27 protein-coding genes are annotated in these 23,496 nt (G+C 65.0%); 13 read left to right on the top strand and 14 right to left on the bottom strand.

Annotated elements, in window-relative coordinates:
• The first annotated feature begins 50 nt into the window (after positions 1 to 50).
• Positions 51 to 1,211 carry an FAD binding domain-containing protein gene (locus ACP146_RS02675; protein ID WP_422365223.1) on the top strand — a complete coding sequence of 387 codons (1,161 nt, stop codon included), beginning with the start codon at positions 51 to 53 and terminating at the stop codon, positions 1,209 to 1,211.
• Positions 1,212 to 1,297: 86 nt separating this feature from the next.
• On the opposite strand, the gene ACP146_RS02670 is transcribed toward ACP146_RS02675, so the two are convergent.
• From ACP146_RS02670 to ACP146_RS02650, 5 genes are all read right to left on the bottom strand, one after another.
• Positions 1,298 to 1,804: a phasin family protein gene (locus ACP146_RS02670; RefSeq protein WP_422365222.1), complete on the bottom strand. Its 507-nt coding sequence runs from the start codon at positions 1,802 to 1,804 to the stop codon at positions 1,298 to 1,300.
• A gap of 236 nt (positions 1,805 to 2,040) precedes the next feature.
• Complete coding sequence (locus ACP146_RS02665; protein ID WP_422365221.1) at positions 2,041 to 2,637, bottom strand: TetR family transcriptional regulator; 597 nt, start codon at positions 2,635 to 2,637, stop codon at positions 2,041 to 2,043.
• A 149-nt stretch (positions 2,638 to 2,786) separates the two neighbouring features.
• On the bottom strand, positions 2,787 to 3,275 hold the full coding sequence (locus ACP146_RS02660; RefSeq protein ID WP_422365220.1) for a YbaK/EbsC family protein: 489 nt from the start codon (positions 3,273 to 3,275) through the stop codon (positions 2,787 to 2,789).
• A 160-nt stretch (positions 3,276 to 3,435) separates the two neighbouring features.
• Positions 3,436 to 4,011 carry a metal-dependent hydrolase gene (locus ACP146_RS02655; protein WP_422365219.1) on the bottom strand — a complete coding sequence of 192 codons (576 nt, stop codon included), beginning with the start codon at positions 4,009 to 4,011 and terminating at the stop codon, positions 3,436 to 3,438.
• Positions 4,012 to 4,096: 85 nt separating this feature from the next.
• Positions 4,097 to 4,504, bottom strand: coding sequence for a DOMON domain-containing protein (locus ACP146_RS02650; protein ID WP_422365218.1), 408 nt, complete (start codon positions 4,502 to 4,504; stop codon positions 4,097 to 4,099).
• 227 nt (positions 4,505 to 4,731) lie between these two features.
• Here ACP146_RS02650 and ACP146_RS02645 point away from each other — a divergent pair, with 227 nt between their 5' ends.
• Positions 4,732 to 5,277 carry a MarR family winged helix-turn-helix transcriptional regulator gene (locus ACP146_RS02645; protein ID WP_425032147.1) on the top strand — a complete coding sequence of 182 codons (546 nt, stop codon included), beginning with the start codon at positions 4,732 to 4,734 and terminating at the stop codon, positions 5,275 to 5,277.
• A gap of 9 nt (positions 5,278 to 5,286) precedes the next feature.
• Here the strand turns inward: ACP146_RS02645 and ACP146_RS02640 are convergent, their stop codons facing one another.
• From ACP146_RS02640 to ACP146_RS02610, 7 genes are all read right to left on the bottom strand, one after another.
• Complete coding sequence (locus ACP146_RS02640; protein ID WP_422365216.1) at positions 5,287 to 5,931, bottom strand: DUF6064 family protein; 645 nt, start codon at positions 5,929 to 5,931, stop codon at positions 5,287 to 5,289.
• Between the two features lie 2 nt (positions 5,932 to 5,933).
• Complete coding sequence (locus ACP146_RS02635) at positions 5,934 to 6,857, bottom strand: aldo/keto reductase (protein WP_422365215.1); 924 nt, start codon at positions 6,855 to 6,857, stop codon at positions 5,934 to 5,936.
• A gap of 149 nt (positions 6,858 to 7,006) precedes the next feature.
• Positions 7,007 to 7,420 carry a response regulator gene (locus ACP146_RS02630; protein ID WP_422365214.1) on the bottom strand — a complete coding sequence of 138 codons (414 nt, stop codon included), beginning with the start codon at positions 7,418 to 7,420 and terminating at the stop codon, positions 7,007 to 7,009.
• Positions 7,420 to 9,141 (bottom strand): ATP-binding protein, encoded by a 1,722-nt coding sequence (locus tag ACP146_RS02625; RefSeq protein ID WP_422365213.1) that lies wholly within the window; start codon positions 9,139 to 9,141, stop codon positions 7,420 to 7,422. Before ACP146_RS02625 ends, ACP146_RS02630 begins: the two co-directional genes overlap by 1 nt.
• Positions 9,142 to 9,630: 489 nt before the next feature.
• Positions 9,631 to 10,446 (bottom strand): pyrroline-5-carboxylate reductase, encoded by an 816-nt coding sequence (gene proC, locus ACP146_RS02620; protein WP_422365212.1) that lies wholly within the window; start codon positions 10,444 to 10,446, stop codon positions 9,631 to 9,633.
• A gap of 53 nt (positions 10,447 to 10,499) precedes the next feature.
• Positions 10,500 to 11,000, bottom strand: a complete 501-nt coding sequence (locus tag ACP146_RS02615) for a YbjN domain-containing protein (protein WP_422365211.1) — start codon at positions 10,998 to 11,000, stop codon at positions 10,500 to 10,502.
• Between the two features lie 172 nt (positions 11,001 to 11,172).
• Complete coding sequence (locus ACP146_RS02610) at positions 11,173 to 11,505, bottom strand: accessory factor UbiK family protein (protein ID WP_422365210.1); 333 nt, start codon at positions 11,503 to 11,505, stop codon at positions 11,173 to 11,175.
• Positions 11,506 to 11,659: 154 nt separating this feature from the next.
• On the opposite strand from ACP146_RS02610, the gene ACP146_RS02605 reads away from it, so the two are divergent.
• From ACP146_RS02605 to ACP146_RS02555, 11 genes are all read left to right on the top strand, one after another.
• Entirely contained in the window at positions 11,660 to 12,706 is a 1,047-nt protein-coding gene (locus ACP146_RS02605) for a substrate-binding domain-containing protein (protein WP_422365209.1), read from the top strand.
• Positions 12,707 to 12,823: 117 nt separating this feature from the next.
• Positions 12,824 to 13,807 carry an ADP-glyceromanno-heptose 6-epimerase gene (gene rfaD, locus ACP146_RS02600; protein ID WP_422365208.1) on the top strand — a complete coding sequence of 328 codons (984 nt, stop codon included), beginning with the start codon at positions 12,824 to 12,826 and terminating at the stop codon, positions 13,805 to 13,807.
• Positions 13,808 to 13,813: 6 nt separating this feature from the next.
• Positions 13,814 to 14,644 (top strand): prolipoprotein diacylglyceryl transferase, encoded by an 831-nt coding sequence (gene lgt / locus ACP146_RS02595; RefSeq protein ID WP_422365207.1) that lies wholly within the window; start codon positions 13,814 to 13,816, stop codon positions 14,642 to 14,644.
• Positions 14,645 to 14,657: 13 nt separating this feature from the next.
• Positions 14,658 to 15,818 carry a class I SAM-dependent methyltransferase gene (locus tag ACP146_RS02590; RefSeq protein WP_422365206.1) on the top strand — a complete coding sequence of 387 codons (1,161 nt, stop codon included), beginning with the start codon at positions 14,658 to 14,660 and terminating at the stop codon, positions 15,816 to 15,818.
• A gap of 54 nt (positions 15,819 to 15,872) precedes the next feature.
• Positions 15,873 to 16,640, top strand: a complete 768-nt coding sequence (pgeF, locus tag ACP146_RS02585) for a peptidoglycan editing factor PgeF (RefSeq protein ID WP_422365205.1) — start codon at positions 15,873 to 15,875, stop codon at positions 16,638 to 16,640.
• A 3-nt stretch (positions 16,641 to 16,643) separates the two neighbouring features.
• On the top strand, positions 16,644 to 17,795 hold the full coding sequence (locus ACP146_RS02580; protein ID WP_422365204.1) for a M24 family metallopeptidase: 1,152 nt from the start codon (positions 16,644 to 16,646) through the stop codon (positions 17,793 to 17,795).
• A gap of 397 nt (positions 17,796 to 18,192) precedes the next feature.
• The gene (locus tag ACP146_RS02575) at positions 18,193 to 19,137 is read left to right on the top strand and encodes a ribose-phosphate pyrophosphokinase (protein WP_422365203.1); all 945 of its coding nucleotides are present in this window, start codon (positions 18,193 to 18,195) and stop codon (positions 19,135 to 19,137) included.
• Positions 19,138 to 19,296: 159 nt separating this feature from the next.
• The gene (locus tag ACP146_RS02570) at positions 19,297 to 19,968 is read left to right on the top strand and encodes a 50S ribosomal protein L25/general stress protein Ctc (protein WP_422365202.1); all 672 of its coding nucleotides are present in this window, start codon (positions 19,297 to 19,299) and stop codon (positions 19,966 to 19,968) included.
• A gap of 36 nt (positions 19,969 to 20,004) precedes the next feature.
• Complete coding sequence (gene pth / locus ACP146_RS02565) at positions 20,005 to 20,661, top strand: aminoacyl-tRNA hydrolase (protein WP_422365201.1); 657 nt, start codon at positions 20,005 to 20,007, stop codon at positions 20,659 to 20,661.
• Positions 20,662 to 20,664: 3 nt separating this feature from the next.
• Positions 20,665 to 21,762 (top strand): redox-regulated ATPase YchF, encoded by a 1,098-nt coding sequence (ychF, locus tag ACP146_RS02560; protein ID WP_422365200.1) that lies wholly within the window; start codon positions 20,665 to 20,667, stop codon positions 21,760 to 21,762.
• A gap of 23 nt (positions 21,763 to 21,785) precedes the next feature.
• Positions 21,786 to 22,463, top strand: coding sequence for a dienelactone hydrolase family protein (locus ACP146_RS02555; protein WP_422365199.1), 678 nt, complete (start codon positions 21,786 to 21,788; stop codon positions 22,461 to 22,463).
• A 66-nt stretch (positions 22,464 to 22,529) separates the two neighbouring features.
• On the opposite strand, the gene ACP146_RS02550 is transcribed toward ACP146_RS02555, so the two are convergent.
• Together ACP146_RS02550 and ACP146_RS02545 are read right to left on the bottom strand one after the other, a co-directional pair.
• Positions 22,530 to 22,877 (bottom strand): NirD/YgiW/YdeI family stress tolerance protein, encoded by a 348-nt coding sequence (locus ACP146_RS02550; RefSeq protein WP_422365198.1) that lies wholly within the window; start codon positions 22,875 to 22,877, stop codon positions 22,530 to 22,532.
• A gap of 441 nt (positions 22,878 to 23,318) precedes the next feature.
• Entirely contained in the window at positions 23,319 to 23,456 is a 138-nt protein-coding gene (locus ACP146_RS02545) for a hypothetical protein (RefSeq protein WP_422365197.1), read from the bottom strand.
• Positions 23,457 to 23,496 lie beyond the last annotated feature (40 nt).

The raw sequence follows: 23,496 nt of genomic DNA, 5'->3' as shown, positions 1-23,496 counted from the left end.
TTTCCTGAATCCGGAGGATCGCCATGCCCGGCCAACCAAAACCCACCCCAATGACACCCGGAGCCGCCCCCCGTGCCTTGATCGCCGGTGGTTCGATTGCCGGTCTTTTCACCGCCGCGCTGCTGCATCGGCAAGGCTGGGAAGTTGACGTGCTGGAGCGCTCGCCGCGGAGCCTGGAAAGCCAGGGCGCCGGACTCGTGCAACAGGCCGATCTGGTACGGGCCCTGCGTGCCCTGGGTGTGGCCAACATCGGCCAGCTGGGCGTTACCGCCTTTGAACGGGTCATCCTGGACCGCAACGGCAACTTCCTCGACCGGGACCGGACCCACCAGACTCAGCATGCCTGGGACAGTCTCTACCGGGTGCTGCGACAGCAGCTTCCCGAAGCCCGGTACCATCTGGGGGCATCGGTAACCGCCGTCGATCAGGATGATGCCTCGGTGTCGGTAACCCTGGCTGATGGCCGGCAGTTCAGCGGCGATCTTCTGATCGCCGCAGACGGCACACTTTCGACGGTGCGCCACCTGTTGGCGCCGGCGAGCCTGCCGACCTACGCCGGCTACGTCGCCTGGCGCGGCGTGATCCCGGAGAACGAACTCACCGCCTTGGCCGCTACGGATCTGGCGGGGCGCTTCGCCTTCTTCCGCTATCCCGGATCTCACATTCTCGGCTATCTGATCCCGGGGCCGAAAGGGGAGACCGAAGCGGGAAACCGACGTTACAACTGGGTCTGGTACCGCCCCGCCCCGGCCGGCAACGCCATCGAGAGTCTGCTGACCGACCGCGATGGCCGGCGCCATGACATCTCGATGCCGGCCCAGGGCCTGAACCCCGCCGCCAAAAAAGAGATGCAAAGCGCAGCCGTGGAGCATCTGCCGCCATCGTTTCTCGACGCCGTCCTGGCGACAGACGCGCCCTTTGTCCAGGCGATCCAGGATCTCGAAGCCCCTCGCATGGCCTATGGCAGGGTCGCCCTGGTCGGCGACGCGGCGAGCGTAGTGCGCCCCCACACGGCGATGGGAATCGACAAAGCCGCCGGCGATGCCTTCTTTCTGGCCCAGGCCCTGGATGACGCGGGGAATACCGGCGATCGCGTCGCGTCCGCCCTTGCCGCCTGGGAACCGGAGCGCCTCACCCGGGCCCGGGCCATTGGCGCTCATGGCCGGCGCTTGGGGGCTGCTTTGGAGCCCGGTCCGACCGCAGGTTTCTGAGCACAAAAAAAGAAAGGGCCGTCCGGAGACGGCCCTTCTTGGAGGCTTTTCGGAGGAGCCCTGTTTTCAGGCTCCGGACGCGAAGCTTACTTCTTCTTCGCGGTCTTCTTCACTTCACCGGAGAATTCGCTGAAGCTCTCGCTGACGCGGGTGGTCAGCAGCTCTGCGGCTTCGCCGTTGGACTTGGTCGCCATCTCGGTCAGCTCGCGCAGGTTGCCGAGGGAGGCCTCGTAGGCCGCCTTCAGAAGCTCGGCCTGCTTGGCCAGCTTGTCCTGCGGCGTACCGGCGGCGTTCAGCTCGGTGATCGCCTTGGAAGCTTCCTCGACGCCCTGGCGCAGGATCTCGGCCTGACGGCGGATCACAGCCTGGGCACCTTCGAGAGCAACCTTGTTGGCGGAAGCAACGGCTTCGATGTTGCGCTTCTGCGCAGCCATCAGCGCCTGGGCGTCAACGCCGGGAACCTTGAACTGCTCGGGAACGGCGGTGAAATCGATCTTTTCCCACTGCTCGACGAACTTGCTCGGGTCCATCAGGGAAACGAAATCGAACTTGGCGAACTCACCGTTCAGAAAGGGATTGCCGGTTACGGCCATGGGTCAAACTCCTCGATCTGTGCGGGCCTCGCCCGCTTTAATGTTGCACCGCACAATACCTGTGTTGACGCTGATATAAGCGGGCTACAGAGGAGCGTCAAGGAAATTTTTTGCACTGCACAATAAATCGGGGAAGAAGCCCTGAAAGCCAGGGTTTGAGCGACCTTCCGGCCCCCGGGACCGGCAGCGGGCTCCGGGCCGAAATAGGACTATTTGCTCAATCGGCGATCCGGCGGTCAGCCGGCGGCACGTTTCATGCCGGAACCGGACATCCGGCTGGCCAGGGAATCCACCCGCCGCAGCTGCTTGTCGAGGAAGGCCATGGTTTTGGCCATGTCATCGCTTTCGTCCCGCAGCCAGACCCGCAGCGTGGAAAGATAGACAGCCGAGATGCCCTTGATCCTCACCAGGCCGCGCAGCCCGCTGGTGGAGAACCCGGCCGCCTCCAGCGTCGCCGCCATGGACCGCCCCAGCCGTCCCAGGCCGCAGCAGATCATCAGCGGATCGCGCAGCTGGTCCTGAAGAATGGCGCCAATGGCCTCGCGCTTGGGCTGCATCGTCTCGAAACGGTGCATCAGCACCTCGAAAAGGCGGTCGTGGGCCGGCGCTTCGCTGCCTTCCCGATCCTCATCCGCCATCACCGCCGCATCCACCTGATCGGCAAAGCCCTCGATAATGGCCTGTTTGGAGGGGAACAGGGGATAAAGGGTGGAAAGCGGCACCTTCGCCGCCTCGGCGATCTCGGCCAGGGAAAGGTCCCGCCAGCCGCGCTCCGCCGCCATGTCAAAAGCGGTGTCGATGACGTGCTTGGGGATGTCGGCTTTTTTCACCATCTGCTTGGCTCCTTGGGCGATTTCGCCAGTCCTTGCCAGATTCTGGAACCGCTATTCTAGGCTGCCGGGCGGCTTTGGTGAAGTCCGGCTCGAATCACCCGGCCGCGGCCTCCTGACGCGGCCCCTGACACCTGTGCGGAGCAAGGAGGTCAGGCCTGCCGGATATCGGCCACCTGACCGCCGGTGAGGGCGACCAGTTGTTCGGGACTGAGCGGGAAAACCGCATTGGGGGTCCCCGCCGCCGCCCAGATCTCGGTCATCGCCATCAGATCGCGGTCAATGAAGGTCAGCGGCTGTTTCAGATGGCCGACCGGCGGCACACCGCCGATGGCAAAGCCCGTCGTCTCGCGGACGAAATCGGGCCTGGCCCGACCGATGGGTTGCCCCAGGACCGCCCCGACCGCCGCCTCGTCGACCCGGTTGGCACCGCTGGCCAGCACCAGCACCGGCGCGCCGCTGGTCTCGGCGCGGAAGATCAGCGACTTGGCGATCTGTTCGACGGTACAGCCGATGGCGGCCGCCGCCTCGGCGGCACTGCGTGTCGAGGCCGGAAACTCGCGGACCTCAAAGTCGAAGCCCGCCGCCTCGATGGCCTGTTGCACCCGCCGCGCGCTGTCTTTCAGAGAACCCTCTGCCACTGAATCCACTCCTCGTCATCGAATCCACTCCTCGTCATCGCGGCTGGAGCAAGTGTAGAGCGGATTCACATGTTTTGACGCAAACATGAATGTGTTTCCGTCCAAACATGATCCGCTCTAGATCGAGGGTGCTATCCCTGGCCCGCCAATTCAAGGGCGCTCAACCTGCCACCGGAACCGCCATAGCGCGGCGGCGGCGCCAACCGAAGAAGGATGCAACGCCGAACACAAGGGCCGCGGCCAGTTCGATGCCGGTAACCCAGAGGCCGCCATACGCCGGATCCCAATGGCTGAAAGGCCCCACCAAACGCAGTTCGTCGTCGAGCGGCCAGAGCACAAGCGGACCGTCCGTCACATGGCTGACGATATCGACCACGGCATGGGTGACCGCGCCGGCGAGGAAGGCCAGGCAACGCATCCGGCAGGTTCTGTTGCGGCAGAAGATCAGGAGCGTGAGCAGCGTCAGACCCGCCAGGCTGAGCGGCCCATGCAGCAGGTTGTGCAAGGCGATCATCACCGAGTCCGAGAAGTAGAGCGCGTCCATCTCCGCCTGCACTAGTGCCTGCACATAGCCGCCCTCGCGCCAGACGACGGAGGCGGCCAGGACGCTCCAGACCGCGGCCACGGGAACATCCGGCACCACGGCGCCGAGCAAACAGGCCCGGCGCAGCCCGCCGCGCCATCCAAAAGCCGCCGCGCAGCCGTAGCCGATCAGGAAATGAGTGGGGCTCTTCAAGACACAGATCTCCTCACGCCCTGCCGCAAGGCGACAGAGAGGCATTGCAGGCGGCGCGACGCCGGCTGGGGTTAAGGCAAACGGCCTAGAGAATCACCCTTTGGTGTTCGCGGAAGGCCGAGTGATGGCCGAAGTCGGTCGAGCGGCTCCAGGCCAACATCAGGTAGGTCGCAGCACCGGCGCGAAGGTTCACGCCCAGGGCGTCGCCACTGCGGTGCGCCAGATCGAAATCCAACCGCGAAGCACCGCCGCCGAAACTGCCGGACACCAACACCAGATCCCGTTGGACCTGCGCGTCTACAACCGGACCATGGTCCGGCACCGCGGCTCGGCGCAGCTCCAAGCGGGGCGGGGCCTCGGAAACCTGAGCCATCACAAAGCAGGTGCCCCTCAACCGCTCGGCATCGTTGAAGCCAACGGCCAGCCATCCAGGCGTCGGCGCCGAGAGCTGTCCCCGCAGCACCGCCCCTTCATGGCGCCAACGGAAGACCATGCCCCCGGCGGCTGCTTCCCGCCACGGCCCTGCCTCAGCTTGGGACAAAGGCGTTCCAGCCTGTAAACTGTGCGCTGCCGAAACGCCGAAAGGCGCCATGATAGCGGTCAGGCAAACAAAGAAAGTCCGTCGATTGCAACATCGCATAACCAAGCTCTTGCCTTATCAGTCAAGTTGCTTGACTATATATCGAGGAGTGAAATTTGGTCAAGACAATTGACGAAAAAATGAAGCGCCCATCCTCCGCAACCACCGGAAAGGCCGGCACCGGCAAGGACGGGGCAGACAAGGACGGAGCAGACAAGGGCGGGACGGACAAAGCGGCATCGGGCAACACGACGGAGCTGTCGCCCGACCATATCGGCTGGCTGATCTGGCAGGCCGCCTTTCTCTGGAAGGATGCCTATATGGCCGCCATGCAGGAGGCCGGGCATGACTGGTACAGCAAGGCACAGAGCAATATTACGGCCTTTCTGGACCCGCGCGGCGGCACCCCGCAGAAACGCCTGGTCGAACGCTCCGGTCTGACCAAGCAGGCGGTCCAGCAGTTGGTCGACGATCTGGAAGCCGCGGGCATCGTCCAGCGGGTTCCCGACCCCGGGGACAAGCGGGCAAAGATCATTCGCTACACGGACAAGGGCAAGGCCGCCCTGCGCGACGGCACCCGCATCAAGCGGCGCATCGAGGCCCGCATGACCGAGAGCCTGGGCGAGGCCGGCATAAAACAGCTCCGCGCAAACCTGTCACGGATCATCGAAAGCGGTTTTCCCTAAAGGCCGGCCCTAAAAGCGGACGGCAGGCCGTCTGTTGTGGCGAACAGCGACGGCCAACAGCAGCACCGCGATGACTGGGCTCGCCAAATCTTCGGGAATCCACAGCGTCCAGGCGGTCGCCCCGGCGACGAAACACCAGATCGCCGGCAGTACAAGAAGATGAAGCGGACAGCGCAGGGGCGCCATCAACAAGAGGCCGAGGGTGAAAACCGCCGTCGGGCCCGGCGCCAGGCCGAAAGCCCGGGCCGTCGCCGGCTCGCCGCGCAGCAGGGCCAGTTCCGGTACCACGATCACCGCATAGGCCATGGCGAGAAGTCCGGCCCAGGCCGTGAGACCGGATTGAAAGCCAAGAACCGTTCGGCCGCGGATCAGCAGGCTCCAGGTCAGCAAGGCAGCCTGCAGCAGAAACAGCGCCCCATAGGCCGGTGCGGTAAAGCTGAGGCCCGCAAAGTAATACAGATGAAACACCAAGCCGCTGCAGAGCCAGGCAGCAACCAGCACCGCGCCAGCGCCGCGGGTGGCGAGAGGGCGCCCGGTCATCACCAGCCAGAGTGCCCCCAGCGCCGCTGCGCCGAAGAGCAACTGGCCGGGCCAGAGCGCCCGGTTCATCTGCGCGAAGAGCAGCGACAGCACCTCCGCATCAAAGGAAAGCACGTTTAAAGCGCTTCGACGGCGGCTGCCATGCGGCGGCGTTCGGCGGTATCGGGCAGGCGGCCGTGGAGGGCACCCATGTTTTCCGCCATGTGATCGATCCGCGAGGTGGCGGGAATGGCGCAGGTCACGGCGGGATGGGAGACGATGAACTTCAGGAAGAACTGCGCCCAGTTGGCGCAGTCGATCTCCGACGCCCAGGCGGGCAGCGGCTGCCCGGCGACGCGGTCAAAGAGTGCACCGCGGCGGAACGGCCGGTTGATGATCACCGCCTTGCCGAGGTCGGCGGCCAGCGGCAGCAGGCGATCTTCGGCTTCACGGTCGAGGACGTTGTAGGTGAACTGAACGAAGTCGATATCCGGCTGGCGCATCACCGTTTCGAAGTCCTCGTGGCGGCGGCCGTGGGAGGTGGTGATGCCGATGTAGCGCAGCCGCCCCTCCCCCTTCATTCCGCGCAGGGTTTCCAGATGGCTTTCCCAGGACAGCAGGTTATGCACCTGCAGCAGGTCGAAGCGATCCACCCCCCAGAGCTGCCGCGACTCCTCCATCTCCTCCACGCCGCCGGCCTGCGACCAGGTCCAGACCTTGGTTGCGGAGAAGAGCGAGGCAGGCTGCCCGGTCTTTGCGAGACCATGGCCGATCACCGCCTCGGCCGAGCCGTACATCGGTGAGGAATCGATCATCCCGCCGCCGGCGTCGAAAAAGGCCTGCAGCACCTGGCTGCGCTGCGCCCGCAGCGCGGCGTCATCGCCGACGTTGAAAGTGATCCAGGTTCCCATGCCGATTGCCGGCAGGCGTTCCCCACTCACCGGAACGGCACGGGTCAACAGCCCGGAAGCCGCCGCCCGGCTCATTTGTCCGGCGAACGGCAGGGCCGCCAGGCCGCCCAGGACCGCGCGGCGCGTTGGTCGCCAGGACTGCTCCGTCATCACCCGTCTCCCGTTGGGCTGCAGGTTTGTTTCTTCACAATGAAGATGCGCCATTAAACCGGGAAGTCAAAGGGACGTGAGCGGGACCACCGCCAAGGGGTTTGTGTACTGATCCGTCCTGGGCGGGGTCCACTCTAGACAGGAAGGGCCTAGACAGTCCGGGAAGGGCTTTCGATACCGATGTTCTGACCGGTATAGAGGGCGACGATGGCGGTCAAGGCATCCATCTCCACTGGCTTCGGCAGCACGGAATCGAAACCGTGGGGTTCGTATTGGCTGCGCTCATGCCAGTGGGTGTCGGCGGTTACCGCGACCACCGGCAGCGCCTTCACAAAGTAGTCGGCCGAGTTGCGAATCGCCTTTGTCGCCTCCAGGCCCGAAACCCGGGGCATATGGAGGTCCATGAGCACGAGATCGAAGTCGACCGGCCCGGCCTGAAGGCGGTCGAGGCAGTTTTGCCCATCCGCCACGATCTCGCAGTCGAGACCAAGGGCCCGGCACATCTCTCCCATCAGGAAACGGGTGAGTTCATCGTCCTCAACGACCAACACCTTTGCAGCCACTACGCGGCATCCTTCTTCATCTCAAGCGGAGGCTCGGTCGCCGATGAGAGCTGCAGGGCGGACAGGGGGATTCTCAGCCGGAACGTCGTTCCGCGGTTGACGACACTGTCCACGACGATCCCACCACCCATCAGCCGCGCCAGATCGCTGGAGATGGCAAGACCGAGTCCGGTGCCGCCGACCCGGCGCGTTATGCTGCCGTCGACCTGACTGAAACGTTCGAAAATCTGGGAGAGCCGCTCCGGCGGAATGCCGCAGCCGGTATCGGATACCCAAAACTCGACTGTCTCGCCCAGCCCCCGGCGCCCAGGCCTGCCGTTGGAGGCCGCAAGCGAAACGCCGATCGTTATCCGGCCATTGTCGGTGAAACGGATCGCATTTTCGATCAGGTTCTGAACGACTTGATTGAGACGGCCCTCGTCGATCCAAAGGCTTTGCGGCAAGGCCTCATCCAGCTCAACGGCGAGGCCCAGAGGTTTGCGGCTCCGCAGAATCACCGCCTCCGCCATGGATTGCCAGCCGGCAGCCAAATCGTCGACCCGCTTTTCGCTGTGCGAAAGCTTCACCGCTTTCGCTTCCAGACGCGACATCTCCAGGACGTCGGTGAGAAGCTTCAACAGACGTTCTCCGGCCACCTGACCGATTTGCGCCCATTCGGCCTGCTTGTCCGGGAGGCCGCCGCGTTGCAGCAGTTGAAACATACCGAGAATGGCATTCAGGGGCGTGCGGATCTCATGACTCATCGTGGCCAGGAACTCCGACTTCAGGCGGCTGAGTTCCTGGGCCTGGCGTTCCGCCGACCGCACGGCAGCGACCGAGACGGCGATCAGGTTACCGGGGATGACCAGGCAACCAAAGATCAAGACAAAGGCGCTCGGCGAATGGGCTAGGCCGAAGGTGGTCCCAAAGAGAACCGGCGCGGAGAATGCAACGAAGGCAACGGCAAAAAGCAGGCCGGCTGTCATCACCACCATCGCGCTGACCGGCAGCCACAAGGCAAAGATGCCCAGCAGCGGGCCGGCGATGATCACGGGGGATACGCCGGTCGCCACCTTGGTGAAAACCGAAACCGCGAACAGCAGACAAACCAGGCAGATCAAGAATCGCCTGGCATCTTCGAAAGAGGGCGCACGCCGCGCCCCTATCGATCTCAAAACCAGGCAGACAAAGGGGGACACCGCCAGCGTGCAGGTGAAATTGCCCAACACCCAGGCGACAAAAACGTCGTGCCAAAGTGCGCCATAGAAATAGGTCACCACCGACGCTGCCAGCAGACCGGCAAAGACAGCCGGCAGCATGCAGATCGCCCCGAGGAAAACCAGATAGCGGGACGAGTCCTTGTGCGCGGTCTCAAAGCGGAGAAGCCGGGCGATCAGGCTGCAGGCGAGCAGCACTTCAACACCATTCACCGCGCCAAGCAGGCAGCTCACGAGCAGGCTGTCACCGTAAACCAGCTTTGCAAGGGCAGTGCCGACGGCAACGGAAACCGCCACCGGCAAGGCGCGGCGCCGGCGGTCGGCCCAAAACCAGCCGATGGCGATGGCATTCGGCAACCACAGGACCGCCAGCGCCCCCGGCTCCCGCGTGACCTGCATGCTGACCAGGGCCAGCAGCATCGACAGGATGGCGAGCAAGATGACTGAAGCGAAGAGCGGCCCCCAAAGGATGCCGCCGCGCTGTTGAAAATCACCCCCCCGTCGAGGCTGGACTGAAACATCCATCGCCATTGTCTTAGTCGGGTCCAAACCTTCTTTCTCAGGGCCCGCTTGCCCGCCTCAGTTGCACTCCAAGCTGGCTTGCCATTTCGGCTACAACCATATTGAGTATTTCTATAGTAAATAATTCAATGTCTGAATGATTCGTTAATGATCACAAACGCTAAAAAAACTAACTGATTTATTCAGCTTGCGGTAGGATTATTTGACCGATCCGGCGTAAACAGCGAACTCCGATAGGATTTTCCGTCCAGCGGCCTGCCGTGACCGGGCACAACCCTTAGACGTTTCAGCGCTCAGTCGTTCCAGAACTTTTCTTGCAGAACAATTCTGCAGCGGCCCGATCCGCTGGAATTGATCGCCGAACAAGACGGTGGAATCCGTCAGCGAGGGCTCGTCTTGGTGCTTCTTGGGATTTCCCGGCCCTTGCCGGGCTCAGAACGGGCCGGCTCAGAACGGGCCGGCTCAGAACGGGCGGGCTCAGAACGGGCCGGCTCAGCCCAGTTCCCGGCTCCTCGCGGTGGCCGCGGCGATGGCCTTGGTCATCAGCGGCTGCAGGCCGTCCTCCGCCATCAGGACATTCAGCGCTTCCAAAGTCGTGCCCGCCGGAGAGGTGACGTTCTTGCGCAGGGTTGCCGCCGGCTCGCTGGACTGATCCACCAGGGCGCCGGCGCCGGAAACCGTCACGCGGGCCAACTGCATGGCAAGATCGGCCGGAAGTCCCGCCTTCTCACCGGCTTCGGCCAGGCATTCGATCAGCAGAAAGACATAGGCCGGGCCGCCACCGGAAACGGCGGTGACCGGATCGATCAGCCCTTCATCCTCGACCCAGGCGGTCTCCCCCACCGCCGCCAGCAGATCCCCGGCCAGGCCGCGTAACGCCCCGTCACAATGTGCATTGGCGCAGAGGACCGTCATCCCGCGCCCGACCGCTGCCGGCGTGTTGGGCATTGCCCGCACCACCGGCGTCTGCGAGCCCAAGACCTCTTCAAAAGCGGCGATGCGCCAGCCCGCCGCAATCGACAGTACCGCCGCGCCCGCTTCGGCAAATCCGCGATATTGCGGCAGAGCCGCCTCCAGCATCTGGGGCTTCACCGCAAGGACGATCAGCGCCGGTTTGAGATCGCGGGGCAGTGCATCGGCAGCCGCGACCTGGTGCACACCCCGGTCGAGGAAAGCCTGGAGATGATCGCCACTCGGCTCGACGATCCAGACCGAGGCCGGATCGAGACCGCGCCCCAGCCAGCCTTCCAGCAGGGCACCGCCCATCTTGCCGCAGCCGACCAGCAACAGGGGGCCGGAGAGATTCATTGTCCGGAAAAACGCATCGTAAGGCCTCCGCCGGGTTCGTCGCGGCGGGCCGCCTAAGCTTCGCCGACGGTTTCCATCAGGGCCGCGTCGAGCGCCCCTTCCACCGTCGCACCGCCCCAGATGACCATCTGCAAGGCCGGATAGATGCGGTCGCATTCCATCAGGGCGGCCTCCACCAGATCCTCCAGTTGCTCCAGCGAAGCGCCGGGCAGGCCGCGCAGGGGAATGGTGTGACGATACATCAGGGCGCCCTCTTCAGCCATCAGGTCGAAGTGGCCGAGCCAAAGCCGCTCGTTGGCCTTGGCCAGAAGCTCGCAGACTTCTTTCTGCTGCGCTTTGGGAACCTTGAGGTCGAAATGGCAGGAAAAGAACATGGAGCTGACCTGCTCCTGCCAGACTGAATACATATGATATTCGCACCAGTGACCGGACATTTCGATGAGCAGTTCCGATTCACTGTGGCGGTCGCAGGCCCAATCATTGGCGCTGCCGAGCTCTTCGAGAAGGTCGAGGGGGTTGATCGGCTGGTGGGAGTCTTGGACGAGTTCTACCATGTCGATACGGCCTCTTCGGTTGGCAGTGGCAGGGCTCCAGCGCCTCACTCGCCCCGACATATGGAATTATGCGACGCCGCCGCTACCACATGTAGCGTGCCTCATTCGATTCCGCTGTGCAACAAAGGAATTGCGCCAGAGCTGTGGATAGGAGATGCCGGACGGAAAGGGCTCAGCCGTCGCCCTGTGGCGCGGTCCCGGTCTTGGATGGGGTCTTGGATGGGGTCTTGGATTGAGCCTTGGGCTTGGCCTTTTCCATCGCCGCGAGACGGGCCTCGAGCGCGGCCAGCTTGGCGCTCAGCGCTTCCTGTTCTTCGCGGGCGGCGACGGCCACCGCCTTGACCGCATCGAATTCCTCGCGGGAGACAAGATCCATCTGCGCGAGAAGCCGTTCCATCTGTTCGCGGATCCGGGCCTCGACCTCGCTGCGCATGCCCGCCGCCACACCCATGGCGCTGCTGGCCACACGGGCCATATCGTCCAGGATCTTGTTTTCGCTCTGCATGGCCAGGTCCTTCCTACGCTCTTGGGGCCAGCCGGTAATATGACCATGGGGGAGAGCCGCTTCAACCGTGGCCTTGCGCGCCCAACGGGAAGGCGTTTCACTTGGCGCTCCCGAATCCGGGGAGAGCCGTGCAGCAGGGGGCAACAGGGGAAAGATGGGACGCGAGCGAAGATCCGGGAAGCCGGTCGACAAACGATACCGCAGAACGCAGGGCCGGGTTCTCGGCGCTCTTGCTGTCGTCTGCCTTGCCGGCCTGGGTGTGACCGCCGGCGCCCTGGCCGGAGAACGCGAGCGCATCAACGTGGTCGGCGCCGCCACGGTCTTTCCTCTGGCCCTTGCGAGCGCCGAAGCCTTCCACGTGAAAACCGGTCACAAGACGCCCCTGGTGGAGGCCAACGGCAGCGGCGCCGGCTTCCGCCTCTTCTGTGCCGGTCTCGGCGCGGAGCATCCGGACATCGTCACCGCCGAACGGGCCATCGCGGCCGATGAGGCTGCCGCCTGCCGGCAAAGGGGCATCAGCCCGGTCGAGGTGAAGATCGGCTATCAGGCGGTGGTCCTGGCAAAGTCGCAGCGCGGCGCAGCGCTCAGCCTGACGCCTCAACAAATCCAGCTGGCGCTGGCCGCAGAGGGCGCGGGCGGCGACAACCCCTACAAGCTCTGGAGCGACATCGACTTTGCCCTGCCGGTGAAGCCCATTGAAGTGCTGGGACCCCCACGCACCAGTCCCCACCGCGGCGTCTTCATGGATCTGATCATGACGCCGAAGGCAAAAAGAAGCGCAAAGGCGCCCGAAGCGGCAACGGCCCTGCGCGATGACGGCGTTTTCATTCAGGTCGCAACGGAGGACAGGCAGGTGCTGGACCGGCTGGACCGCAACCCGGACGCCCTCGGCATCTTCGCCTTCAACTTTCAGCAGGACAACACGGAGCGCCTGCAGGCCGTCGCCGTCGACGGTGTGGCGCCCTCCGCCGCCAGCATTGCCGACGGCCGCTACGGCCCCTCGCGGGCGCTCTATCTCTACGTCAAGCGCCAGCACCTCGACAGCATCCCGGGTCTGCGCGGCTATGTGGCGGAAATTGCCGGCGAGGCGGCCTCCGGCACCGGCGGCTACCTGACCCGGCGCGGCCTGATTCCGCTTTTGCCTGCCGAACGCGCGGCGCGGGCCGAAGCCACGGCGGGCCTGCTTCCGGCCCCCAACTGAGGAAACCGCCTTCCATCCCTTGCGATGGCGGACTTGCGGAGCGCGGAGGCGCGCTCCTATAAGAGGGCGCAGCGCGGCTTCGGCAAAGGCGGCGCACAGCAAAGGAACGCCCCGAAGATGCTTCTTGTTACCGGCGGCGCCGGATTCATCGGCTCCAATCTGGTCGCGTCCCTGGCCGAACGCGGCGAGGCGGTGGTCGTCTGCGACCGCCTGGGCCAAGGCGATAAGTGGCGCAATCTGGCGCATCACGACCTGGAAGACGTGATCCCGCCGGAAGAACTGCCCGATTTCCTGCGTTGGGCGGAAGGCCGCCTGAAGGGTGTATTCCACCTGGGCGCCATCTCGGCGACGACGGAGAGCGACGGCGACGCCTTGATGGCGAACAACTTCCGTCTCTCCAAAGTGTTCTGGGATCATTGCACCCAGGAAGAGATACCGCTGATCTACGCTTCTTCGGCGGCAACCTACGGCGCGGGCGCGGAGGGCTTCGACGACGATGCCTCCCGCGACTATCTGGCCGGGCTGCGTCCGCTCAACGGCTACGGCTGGTCGAAGCATCTTTTCGACCGCTGGGTCATGCGCCGCCTGGCGCTGGAGGCACCGGCGCCCAGACAGTGGGCCGGCCTGAAGTTCTTCAACGTCTATGGCCCCAACGAGTATCACAAGGGCGGCCAGGCCAGCGTCGCCTTTCATCTCTTCGGCCAGTTGAGCCGCGGCGAGCCGGCCAAGCTCTTTCAGTCGCACCATCCCGACTATGCCGACGGCGGGCAACTGCGCGACTTCATCTGGGTCGGCGACTGCGTCGACGTGATGCTCTGGCTCTACGACAACCCTTCCGTCAACGGCCTCTTCAATGTCGGCACCGGCAAGGCGCGCAGCTTCGCCGACCTGGCCCGTGCGGTCTTTGCCGCAATGGAGCGGCCGGAGAACATCAGCTACGTGCCGACCCCCGAGGCGATCCGCGACAAGTATCAATACTTCACCGAAGCCACCACCGCACGGCTGCGCGCGGCGGGCTACGACAAACCCTTCACAGAGCTGGAGGACGGCGTCGCGCGCTACGTAAAGGACTTCCTCGTCAAACCCGATCCCTATCTCTGAGGCCTTATGATCGAAACCCTGCTTCCCAGCTTTCTGGTTCTGCAGCATCCGAACTTCGATCAGGTTGCCTTCAGCATCTGGATCTTCGATATCAGATGGTACGCCCTGGCCTACATCGCCGGGCTGCTGCTGGCCTGGGCCTATTGCCGCTGGATGACCAAGCTGCCGCCGCATCGCCTGAAGCCCGTCGACTTCGACGACTTCCTGCTCTGGGCGACCCTCGGCGTGGTGCTCGGCGGGCGCCTCGGCTATGTGCTGTTCTACAAGCCCGGCTACTATCTCCAGAACCCTCTGGAAATCCTGGTGATCTGGCAGGGCGGGATGAGCTTTCACGGCGGCATGCTGGGCGTCCTGGCGGCGATCCTGCTGTTCACCCGCAGCCGCGGGGTCAGCTATTTCACGCTGTCGGACATCGTCGGCGCCGCCACGCCCATCGGGCTGTTCCTCGGGCGCATCGCCAACTTCATCAATGGGGAGCTCTACGGCCGCGCCGCCGATGCCTCCACGGTGCCCTGGGCCATGGTCTTCCCCCACCCTGCCGCCGGGCCCATCGCCCGCCATCCCAGCCAGATCTACGAGGCCTTGCTGGAAGGCCTGCTGCTGTTCATCGTGCTCTACATCATGGTGCGCCGCGGCGCTCTGCAGCGCACCGGTCTCGTCTCCGGCGTCTTCATGATGGGCTATGCCGTGACCCGCAGCGTCGCCGAGCTTTACCGTGAGCCCGACGACTTCCTCGGCTTCATCGTCCAGGGCATCACCATGGGTCAGGTGCTTTCCTTCCCGATGTTCCTGGTCGGCCTGATCGTTACGGTCTGGGCCCTGCGCAAACCGCGCTGAGAACCGCCGCTCCATGCCCCTCCCCCCCATGTCCCTCCTCGACGAGGTGGTGAAACGGATCGAGCGGCAAGGACCGATGAGCATCGCCGACTATATGGGGCTTTGCCTGACCCATCCGACTGCGGGCTACTACATGTCCGGCGACCCGCTGGGCGCACCCAAGCTGGGCTCAGACGATTTGGCGGACGATTTGGGGGACGATTTGGGCGGCGACTTCGTCACCGCGCCGGAGGTCAGCCAGATGTTCGGCGAGTTGATCGGCCTCTGGCTCGCCGACTGCTGGCTGCGTCTGGGCAGCCCCGATCCCTGCCTGCTGGTGGAACTGGGCCCGGGCCGCGGCACCCTGATGGCCGACGCCTTGCGGGCCTGCCGGGCGGTGCCGGACTTCCTGAAAGCCGTCGACATCCATCTGGTGGAGGTCAGTCCCAGCCTGCGGCAGGCCCAGCGCCGCAGCCTCGCCGACCAGAGGGTCACCTGGATCGACACCCTGGCCGAGCTGCCCGAGGCGCCGCTGCTGCTGGTCGCCAATGAGTTTTTCGACGCCCTGCCGATCCGCCAGTTCGAAAAAACGGCGGCGGGCTGGGCTGAGCGCGTGGTGGTGCTGGCCCAAGGCGGTGACACGCTGGCTTTCGGCCTCGCCCCGCCGAGCCCGCTGAACGCCGCCCTGATCCCTGAAAGTCTGCGCGACGCCGAACCCGGCAGCCTGGTGGAGCTTTGCCCGGCCGGGCTTTCCCTGGCCGCCTATCTCGGCGAACATCTGGCGCAGCAGCCGGGCGCGGCCTTGATCATCGACTACGGCCCGGCCCGCTCCGCCAGCGGACCGACGCTGCAGGCGCTGCGCCGGCATCGCTATCACGACGTCCTCAGCGATCCCGGCCGGGCCGACCTGACCGCCCATATCGACTTCCAAAGCCTCGCCGCCGCTGCGGTGGCCGCCGGGGCGCAGGCCTACGGCCCGGTCGAGCAGGGTGCGTTCCTGCAGGCGCTCGGCATCGACACCCGGGCGGCACACCTCAGCGCCACCGCCCCAGCAAAGGCCGAGGAGATAGAGGCGGCCAGGCAGCGGCTGGTCGACCCCGCCGAGATGGGCAGCCTGTTCAAGGTGCTGAGCCTCACCAGTCCGCCTGCCCTGGCGCCGAATCTGGACCCGCCGGCCGGCTTCGCCGCCGTCTGAGCCCAATGACAATCCCCCTATCGCCCCGGCAAGAGCGGCGTTAAAGTCGCGCCCATGCTGACCATCGCTGCAATGAACGACGCGCCTCTCGTCCGCCATGCCTTCTTCTCGCGCAACGGCGGGGTAAGCGAGGGACTCTTCACCTCCCTGAACTGCGGTTACGGCTCGGGCGACGACAAGGCCCATGTGACCGAGAACCGCCGCCGCGCCATGGAGAACATCGACCTGGAAGGCGAGCGGCTCGTCACTGCCTATCAGGTGCACTCCCCCGACGTGGTGGAGGTGAGCGAGCCCTGGGCCCGCGACGACGCCCCCAAGGCCGATGCCATGGTGACGCGGCAGCGCGGCCTGGCTCTTGGCATCCTCACCGCCGACTGCGTACCGGTCCTGCTGGCCGACCCGGAAGCCGGCGTGATCGGCGCCGCCCATGCCGGATGGAAGGGCGCTCTCAACGGGGTGATGGAGGCGACGGTCGCCGCCATGGCGGAACTGGGCGCACAGCCCGAGCGCATCCTGGCGGGGATCGGCCCGGCGATCTCGCAACGTTCCTATGAAGTGGGGCCTGAGTTCCCCGCCCCCTTCCTGCAGCAGGATCAACGCAACGACGACTTCTTTTGTCCGGGCAAACGCGAGGGACACTTCCACTTCGACATCAAGGGCTATGTGGCGCGCCGCCTCGGCGGCGCCGGCCTCAATGCGATTCAGACCCTGCCCTGCGACACCTGCGCAGAGGACACCCGCTTCTTCAGCTACCGCCGCTCCTGTCACCGGCAGGAGCCGGACTACGGCCGCGGCCTCTCCGCCATTTACCTGGAGCCTTAACCCTTGCCTCTTCATTTCTTCGAGGCGGAGCTTGCCGAACGGCGGGCTGCGGCCTGCCGGCTGATGGAACAGGAGGGCCTGGACGGCCTGCTGATGTTCCGTCAGGAATCGATGTACTACCTGACCGGCTATGACACCTTCGGCTACGTCTTCTTTCAGTGTCTTTACCTCGGCGCCGACGGCCGCCTGGTTCTGCTGACCCGGGCGCCGGACCTGCGCCAGGCGCAGCAGACATCCATGATCCCGGACATCCGCATCTGGGTCGACGGGCCCGACGCCGAGCCCGCGCGGGAATTGCGGGCGATCCTCGAGGAAGCCGGCTGCGCCGGGAAGAAGCTGGGGGTCGAGTACGAGGCCTATGGCCTGACCGCCGCCAACGGCAAACGCCTGGACGCCGCCTTGGAGGGTTTCTGCAGCCTGGCCGATGCCTCCGCCCTGGTCAGCAAGCTGCGGGTGGTGAAAAGCCCGGCGGAGCTAGACTACGTGCGCCGCGCCGGGGAGTTGGCCGATGCCGCCTGGCAGGCCGCCCTGGACACCGCCGGCCCCGGCGCCTTCGAGGGCGACATCATGGCCGCCATGCACGGCGCCATCTTCCGCGGCGGCGGCGACGACCCGGGCAACGAGTTCATCCTCGGCTCAGGCCCCGGCGCCCTGCTCTGCCGCTACTACACCGGGCGCCGCAACCTCGATCCGCAGGACCAGTTGACCCTGGAATGGGCGGGGACCTACCGCCACTACCACGCGGCGATGATGCGCACCCTGCCGATCGGCGATCCCCTGCCGCTGCATCGGGAAATGCACGCCGTCGCCCAGGACGCCCTGCTGGCGGTGGAAGACAGCCTGCGGCCCGGCCAGACCTACGGCGAGGCCTTCGACGCCCATGGCCGGGTGATGGACGCAGCCGGTTATCAGGCCCACCGGCTGAATGCCTGCGGCTATTCCCTGGGCACCACCTTCGCGCCGAACTGGATGGACTGGCCGATGCTCTACCACGGCAACCCGGTGGTTTTCGTGCCGGGGATGGTCGTCTTCTGCCATATGATTATCTTTAACTCCGAGGCCGGCGTGGCCATGACCCTGGGCCGCAGCAGCGTGGTGACCGAAAAGGCCGCCGAACCGCTCTCAGCGGCCGGCCTGGAGCTGCTCAACCGCTAGCCGGGAACAGCCCCCAGTAAAGAGGCCCGGGGAAAGAGGCCCGGGAAAAGAGGCCGGGAAAAGAAGCGGAGGAAAGAGGAAGACATGCCCCATATGACCTTCTTCGTGATGTTCCTGCTGCTCGGCCTGCTGGCCAGCTGCTTTTTCATGTAGACGGCCTTCTGAGGCGTCTGCACGGCACAGCCGGGAAGCGAAGAAAACGCCCGAATTCCCGCAGATTTCGCCGCCCGGCGAAGCGCCGGCGGAATCTCGACCCAAGGACGTTTACAGGGCCGAAAGGCGTTGATATGGTCCCGCCGCCCGGGCTGGGGAGAATCCGTTGAGGCCGGGAGGAACGCTGGCTCGGCGGCCCTCTCTTCCACTCCCGCCCGTCCGCGCCGTGCCAGGGGATAACGCGATGAAAATAATGACCGGAAACAGCAATCGGCCGCTGGCCGAAGCGATTTCCGCATTCCTCAATCTGGAATTAACCAAAGCCAGCGTGCGCCGTTTTTCAGACATGGAGGTCTTCGTCGAGATCGGCGAGAACGTGCGCGGCGAGGATGTCTTCGTCATTCAGTCGACCTCCTATCCGGCCAACGACAATCTGATGGAACTGCTGGTCGCCATGGACGCCCTGAAGCGGGCCTCCGCCAGGCGCATTACCGCGGTTCTGCCCTATTTCGGCTATGCCCGCCAGGACCGTAAATCGGCCCCCCGGACGCCGATCTCCGCCAAACTGGTGGCCAACCTGATCACCTCCGCCGGGGCCGACCGGGTCCTGACGCTGGAGCTGCATGCCGGCCAGATCCAGGGCTTTTTCGACATTCCGACCGATAACCTTTTCGGTACCCCTGTCTTTACCCAGGACATCATGGCGCGCAACGGCAAGGACAACCTGACCATCGTGTCCCCCGACGTCGGCGGCGTGGTCCGGGCCCGGGCCATCGCCAAACCGCTTGACGCGGACCTTGCGATCATCGATAAGCGCCGCGAACGTGCCGGGGTCTCCGAGGTGATGAATATCATCGGCGACGTCGAGGGCCGCCGCTGCATCCTGGTGGACGACATCGTCGATTCAGCCGGGACGCTCTGCAACGCCGCCGTCGCCCTGAAGGATGCGGGCGCCACGGCGGTTTCGGCCTACGTCACCCACGGGGTACTCTCCGGCGGGGCCGTGGCACGGGTCAGTTCCTCCCCCTTGGAGGAGCTGGTGATGACGGACAGCATTCAGGCGACCGAGGCCGTGCGGGTGGCTCAGAACATCCGCCAGATCTCCATCGCCCCGCTGATCGGCGATGCCATGAAGCGGATCAGCGACGAGCGCTCGGTATCGAGCCTCTTCAACGTCCCGGCGATGTAGCGCGGGATTTAAGGTTTCGGTCCGAACAGGGCCGCTGAGAGTTTTTTGCCTTTCCCGACGCCGGCACCCCTGGAGGCCGGGTCGGACAAGCGGGCTGATGCATTTTGCCAAAGCCCATTGTGCGTCCCCCGGGACGCTTTTCTGCAAGGAGAGACAGAAATGTCTGACGTTGTTGAACTCCCCGCGCAAGAGCGGGAACGGGCCGGGAAGGGGCCAGCCCGGGCAGCACGTCGCGCCGGCCAAGTGCCCGGTGTGATCTATGGTGCCAAAAAGGACCCGATCATGATTGCCGTCGAAAACAAGCAGCTCAACAAGCTGCTGCACAGCGGCGGTTTCTTCTCGACCCTGTTCGATCTGAAGGTCGGCGCCAAGGCCGAGCGCGTGCTGCCCCGTGACGTGCAGTTCGATCCGGTAACCGACCAGCCCGTGCATGTGGACTTCCTGCGCGTGTCGGCGGCGACCAGCGTGAACGTCGAGGTGGCCGTCAACTTCCTCAACGAAGATGACTGCCCGGGCCTGAAAGAGGGCGGCGTTCTGAACGTCGTGCGCTACGAGATCGAGCTTTCCTGCCGGGCGGATGCCATTCCCCAGCAGATCGACATCGATCTGACCGGCCTGCAGGTCGGCGACGGCATCCACATCTCCATGGTGAAACTGCCTGACGGCGTGGAGCCGACCATCACCGACCGCGACTTCACCATCGCCACCATCGCGGCGCCGACCGTAGCGACCGAGACCGAAGAGGCCGCCGAAGGCGAAGCCGCTGCCGAGGGCGAAGGCGAAGCTGCCGAGGGCGAGGCAAAGCCCGAAGGCGAGAGCAGCGAAGACTAAGTCCGCTTTCGCTGAAAGGCGTTACGGGAGGCCCGAATGCTGTTGCTTGTCGGGCTCGGCAATCCGGGCCCCCGCCACGCGCAGAACCGGCACAACATCGGCTTTATGGCGGTGGACGAGATCGTCCGCCGCCATTCCTTTGCGCCCTGGCGCAAGCGCTTCCAGGCCGAGGTTGCCGAGGGTCGCCTGGGCGGCGAGAAAGCTCTGGCGATGAAACCGCAGACCTACATGAACGAGTCAGGCCGCGCGGTCGGAGAGGCTTTGCGGTTCTTCAAGCTGGAACCCGAGCAGGTCATCGTCCTCTACGACGAGATCGATCTGGCGCCGAACAAACTGCGGGTGAAGTGCGGCGGCGGCACCGGCGGCCACAACGGCATCCGCAGCATCGAAGCCCATATCGGCAAGGAATTCTGGCGCGTACGCCTGGGTGTCGGCCATCCCGGCCAGAAAGATCTGGTGCACAGCCACGTGCTGAACGATTTCGCCAAGGCCGACCAGCCCTGGGTCGAGAGGCTGCTGGACGCTGTGGCCGTGGAGATCCCCAGCCTGGCCCAGGGCGACGCCCCGCGCTTCATGTCGCGGGTCGCCGAGACCATCAACCCTCCCCGCCCGAAACCGCCGCGTCCTCCGAAGCCGGAGAAAACCGACCAAGAGACAAAAGGCGACGCGTCGCCTCCTGAAGAAAGCACCTGAAGCATGGGATTCAACTGCGGCATCGTCGGCCTGCCCAACGTCGGCAAGTCGACCCTGTTCAACGCCTTGACCGAGACCGCCGCCGCCGAGGCGGCCAACTATCCCTTCTGTACCATCGAGCCCAACGTCGGCCGGGTGGCGGTGCCGGACCCGCGCCTGGACCGCCTGGCGGAGATCGGCAAGTCCGTCAAGGTGATCCCCACCGCCCTGGAGTTCGTCGACATCGCCGGGCTGGTGCGCGGCGCCTCCAAGGGCGAAGGCCTGGGCAACCAGTTCCTGGCCAACATCCGCGAAGTTGACGCCATCGTCCATGTGCTGCGCTGCTTCGACGGCGAGGTGACCCATGTCGACGGCGCGGTCGATCCGATCCGCGATGCCGAGACGGTGGAGACCGAGCTGTTGCTGGCCGATCTGGAATCCGCGGAGAAGCAGCGCGACGCCGCCGTCAAGCGGGCCCGCGGCAACGACAAGGAAGCCAAGGAGCGGCTGGCGGTGCTGGAGCCTGTGATCGCGGCCCTGGAAGACGGCCGTCCGGCGCGCAGCGTGACCTTGAGCGACGATCAACTGCCGGTCTTTCGCCAGTTGCAGATGATGACCGCCAAGCCGGTGCTCTACGCCGCCAATGTCGACGAGGAAAGCGCCGCAACCGGCAATGCCTATTCCGCCAAGGTGGCAGAGCGCGCCGAGGCCGAGGGGGGCGCCTGTGTGGTCATCTCCGCAGCCATCGAGGCCGAGGTCGCGGCGCTCGAAGATCCGGCCGAGAAACGCGAATTCCTCGAATCCCTGGGCCTGGAAGAAACCGGGCTGGCGCGCATCATCCGCGCCGGTTACGGCCTGTTGGACCTGATCACCTTTTTCACCGTCGGTCCGAAAGAGGCGCGGGCCTGGACCGTCCGCCGCGCCAGCCGCGCGCCTCAGGCCGCCGGCGTTATCCACACCGATTTCGAACGCGGCTTCATCCGTGCCGAAACCATCGCCTATGACGACTTCGTCGCCCTGAACGGCGAACAGGGCGCCAAGGACGCCGGCAAGATGCGCGCCGAAGGCAAGGACTATGTCGTCAAAGACGGCGACGTCTTTCACTTCCGCTTCAACGTCTAGAGCTCAACCGGACCGGAGAGAACATGGGCGAACACGTCACCTTGACCGCCGCAGACGGGCACAAGCTGGATGCCTACGTCGCACGGCCGGATGGACCGGCAAAAGGCGGCCTCGTGGTGGTGCAGGAGATTTTCGGGGTCAACCCGCATATCCGCGCCGTTGCCGACGGCTTCGCCGCCGAGGGGTATGTGGCGGTGGCCCCTGCCCTCTTCGACCGCATCCGCCCGGGTATCGAGTTGGCCTATGACGAGGCCGGCGTGAGCGAAGGCCGGGCCCTGCGCGCCCAGGTCCCCTGGGAGGCCACGGTCCTGGACGTCGAGGCCGCCATGACCCTGGCGGCGGAGGCCGGCAGGGTCGGGGTCGTCGGTTACTGCTGGGGCGGCTCGGTGGCCTGGCTGGCCGCGACCCGCCTGAAGCCCGCCGCCGCCGTCGGCTACTACGGCGGGCACATCCACGAATTCGCGTCCGAAAAACCCGCCTGCCCGGTGATGCTGCATTTCGGCGAGGAAGACGCGGGTATTCCGCTGGAGAATGTCGAGATCGTCCGGGCTGCCCGGGCCGCCTGGGCCGACGTCACGATCCACCTCTATCCCGGCGCAGGGCACGGCTTCAACTGCGACCTGCGCGGTTCCTACCACGCCGAAGCCGCCGCCCTCGCCCGCAGCCGCAGTCTCGCGTTTCTGAACCCTCTGCTCACCTGACACGGCGGACGGCTTGCCCGGCCCGCGGCGCAGAGAGCGCCTGCGGCACCGGGCGGCTATCGCCGATCAGTCGAGCGTAATGGTGCTGCCGTCGCCGCGGACGATTTCCCGGGCATAGACCTCGGGCCGGAAATAGTTGACCAGGTCATCGTCGACGAAGCCCGTGACCGACACCTGTTCGCCGACATCGACCATCACCCGGTTGCGCCAGCCGATGTAGATGCGCACGCTGCCGGTGTCATCACGCAAACGGAACTCGTCTTCATCCAGAATTCGCACCACCTCGCCGGCCAAGACAACGCTTGCGCCGCGCTGTATGTCGCCGATCTTCGTAACTTCCTTCGCAAAGGTCGCCGGCGCTGCAAGGCCGAAAACGAGTAACACAACAGCCGTTGCCGGCAGGATCTTCATCATTCGGTTCTCCTTCAAGACTGGAATCGATGCTTCATCCGAGCACCGGTCCGGCAGATATTGGATAGATGGTGAAGATCAAAAGACCCCTGATTAATAGTAATTAGCGATTACCAAGTGAAGCCTTCGCCGGTGCGCCGGGCTTGAGCGATGCTCAAAAGCCGACCGTCCGGCGATACTGCATTGCGGCAGGGAGGGTGCCGCCCGGGGGCGGTGAGGGCGAAGCAAGAAATGGAGCGGCGGGGTGAGAGACCGCCTGTGGCGGATCTCACCCAGCGGGCTCTCCCACCCAGCTCCAGCGCTCATTCTGCGCAGGATATCATAGTCAAATTGCTAAAGAACCCGGAAGAGGGGTTGGCGGCGCGGTCAAAAAGTGGGCCCGGGTCCAGAGCAATCGGTCACCTTCCCGCAAGCGGAAGGAAACCTAAGGGCCTGTCAGGGCTGTCATGGCTGTTTCAGATTGGCTTCGGCGAGGCAGTGCGGCGGCGGCGTCAGATTGCCGTAGCGCTCATACCCCTGCAGAAGGCAGAGAAGCGCTGCAAGTTCGGGAGATGCAGAGCTGTCGGTTTTTGCTTCTCGCATGGGATCGGTTCCTTCCAGAAACGGGCAAAGACAGGCATCG

Source organism: Pelagibius sp. (assembly GCF_965249265.1).
GTDB lineage: Bacteria > Pseudomonadota > Alphaproteobacteria > Kiloniellales > Kiloniellaceae > Pelagibius.
This window is presented reverse-complemented; position numbering and strand designations above follow the sequence as displayed.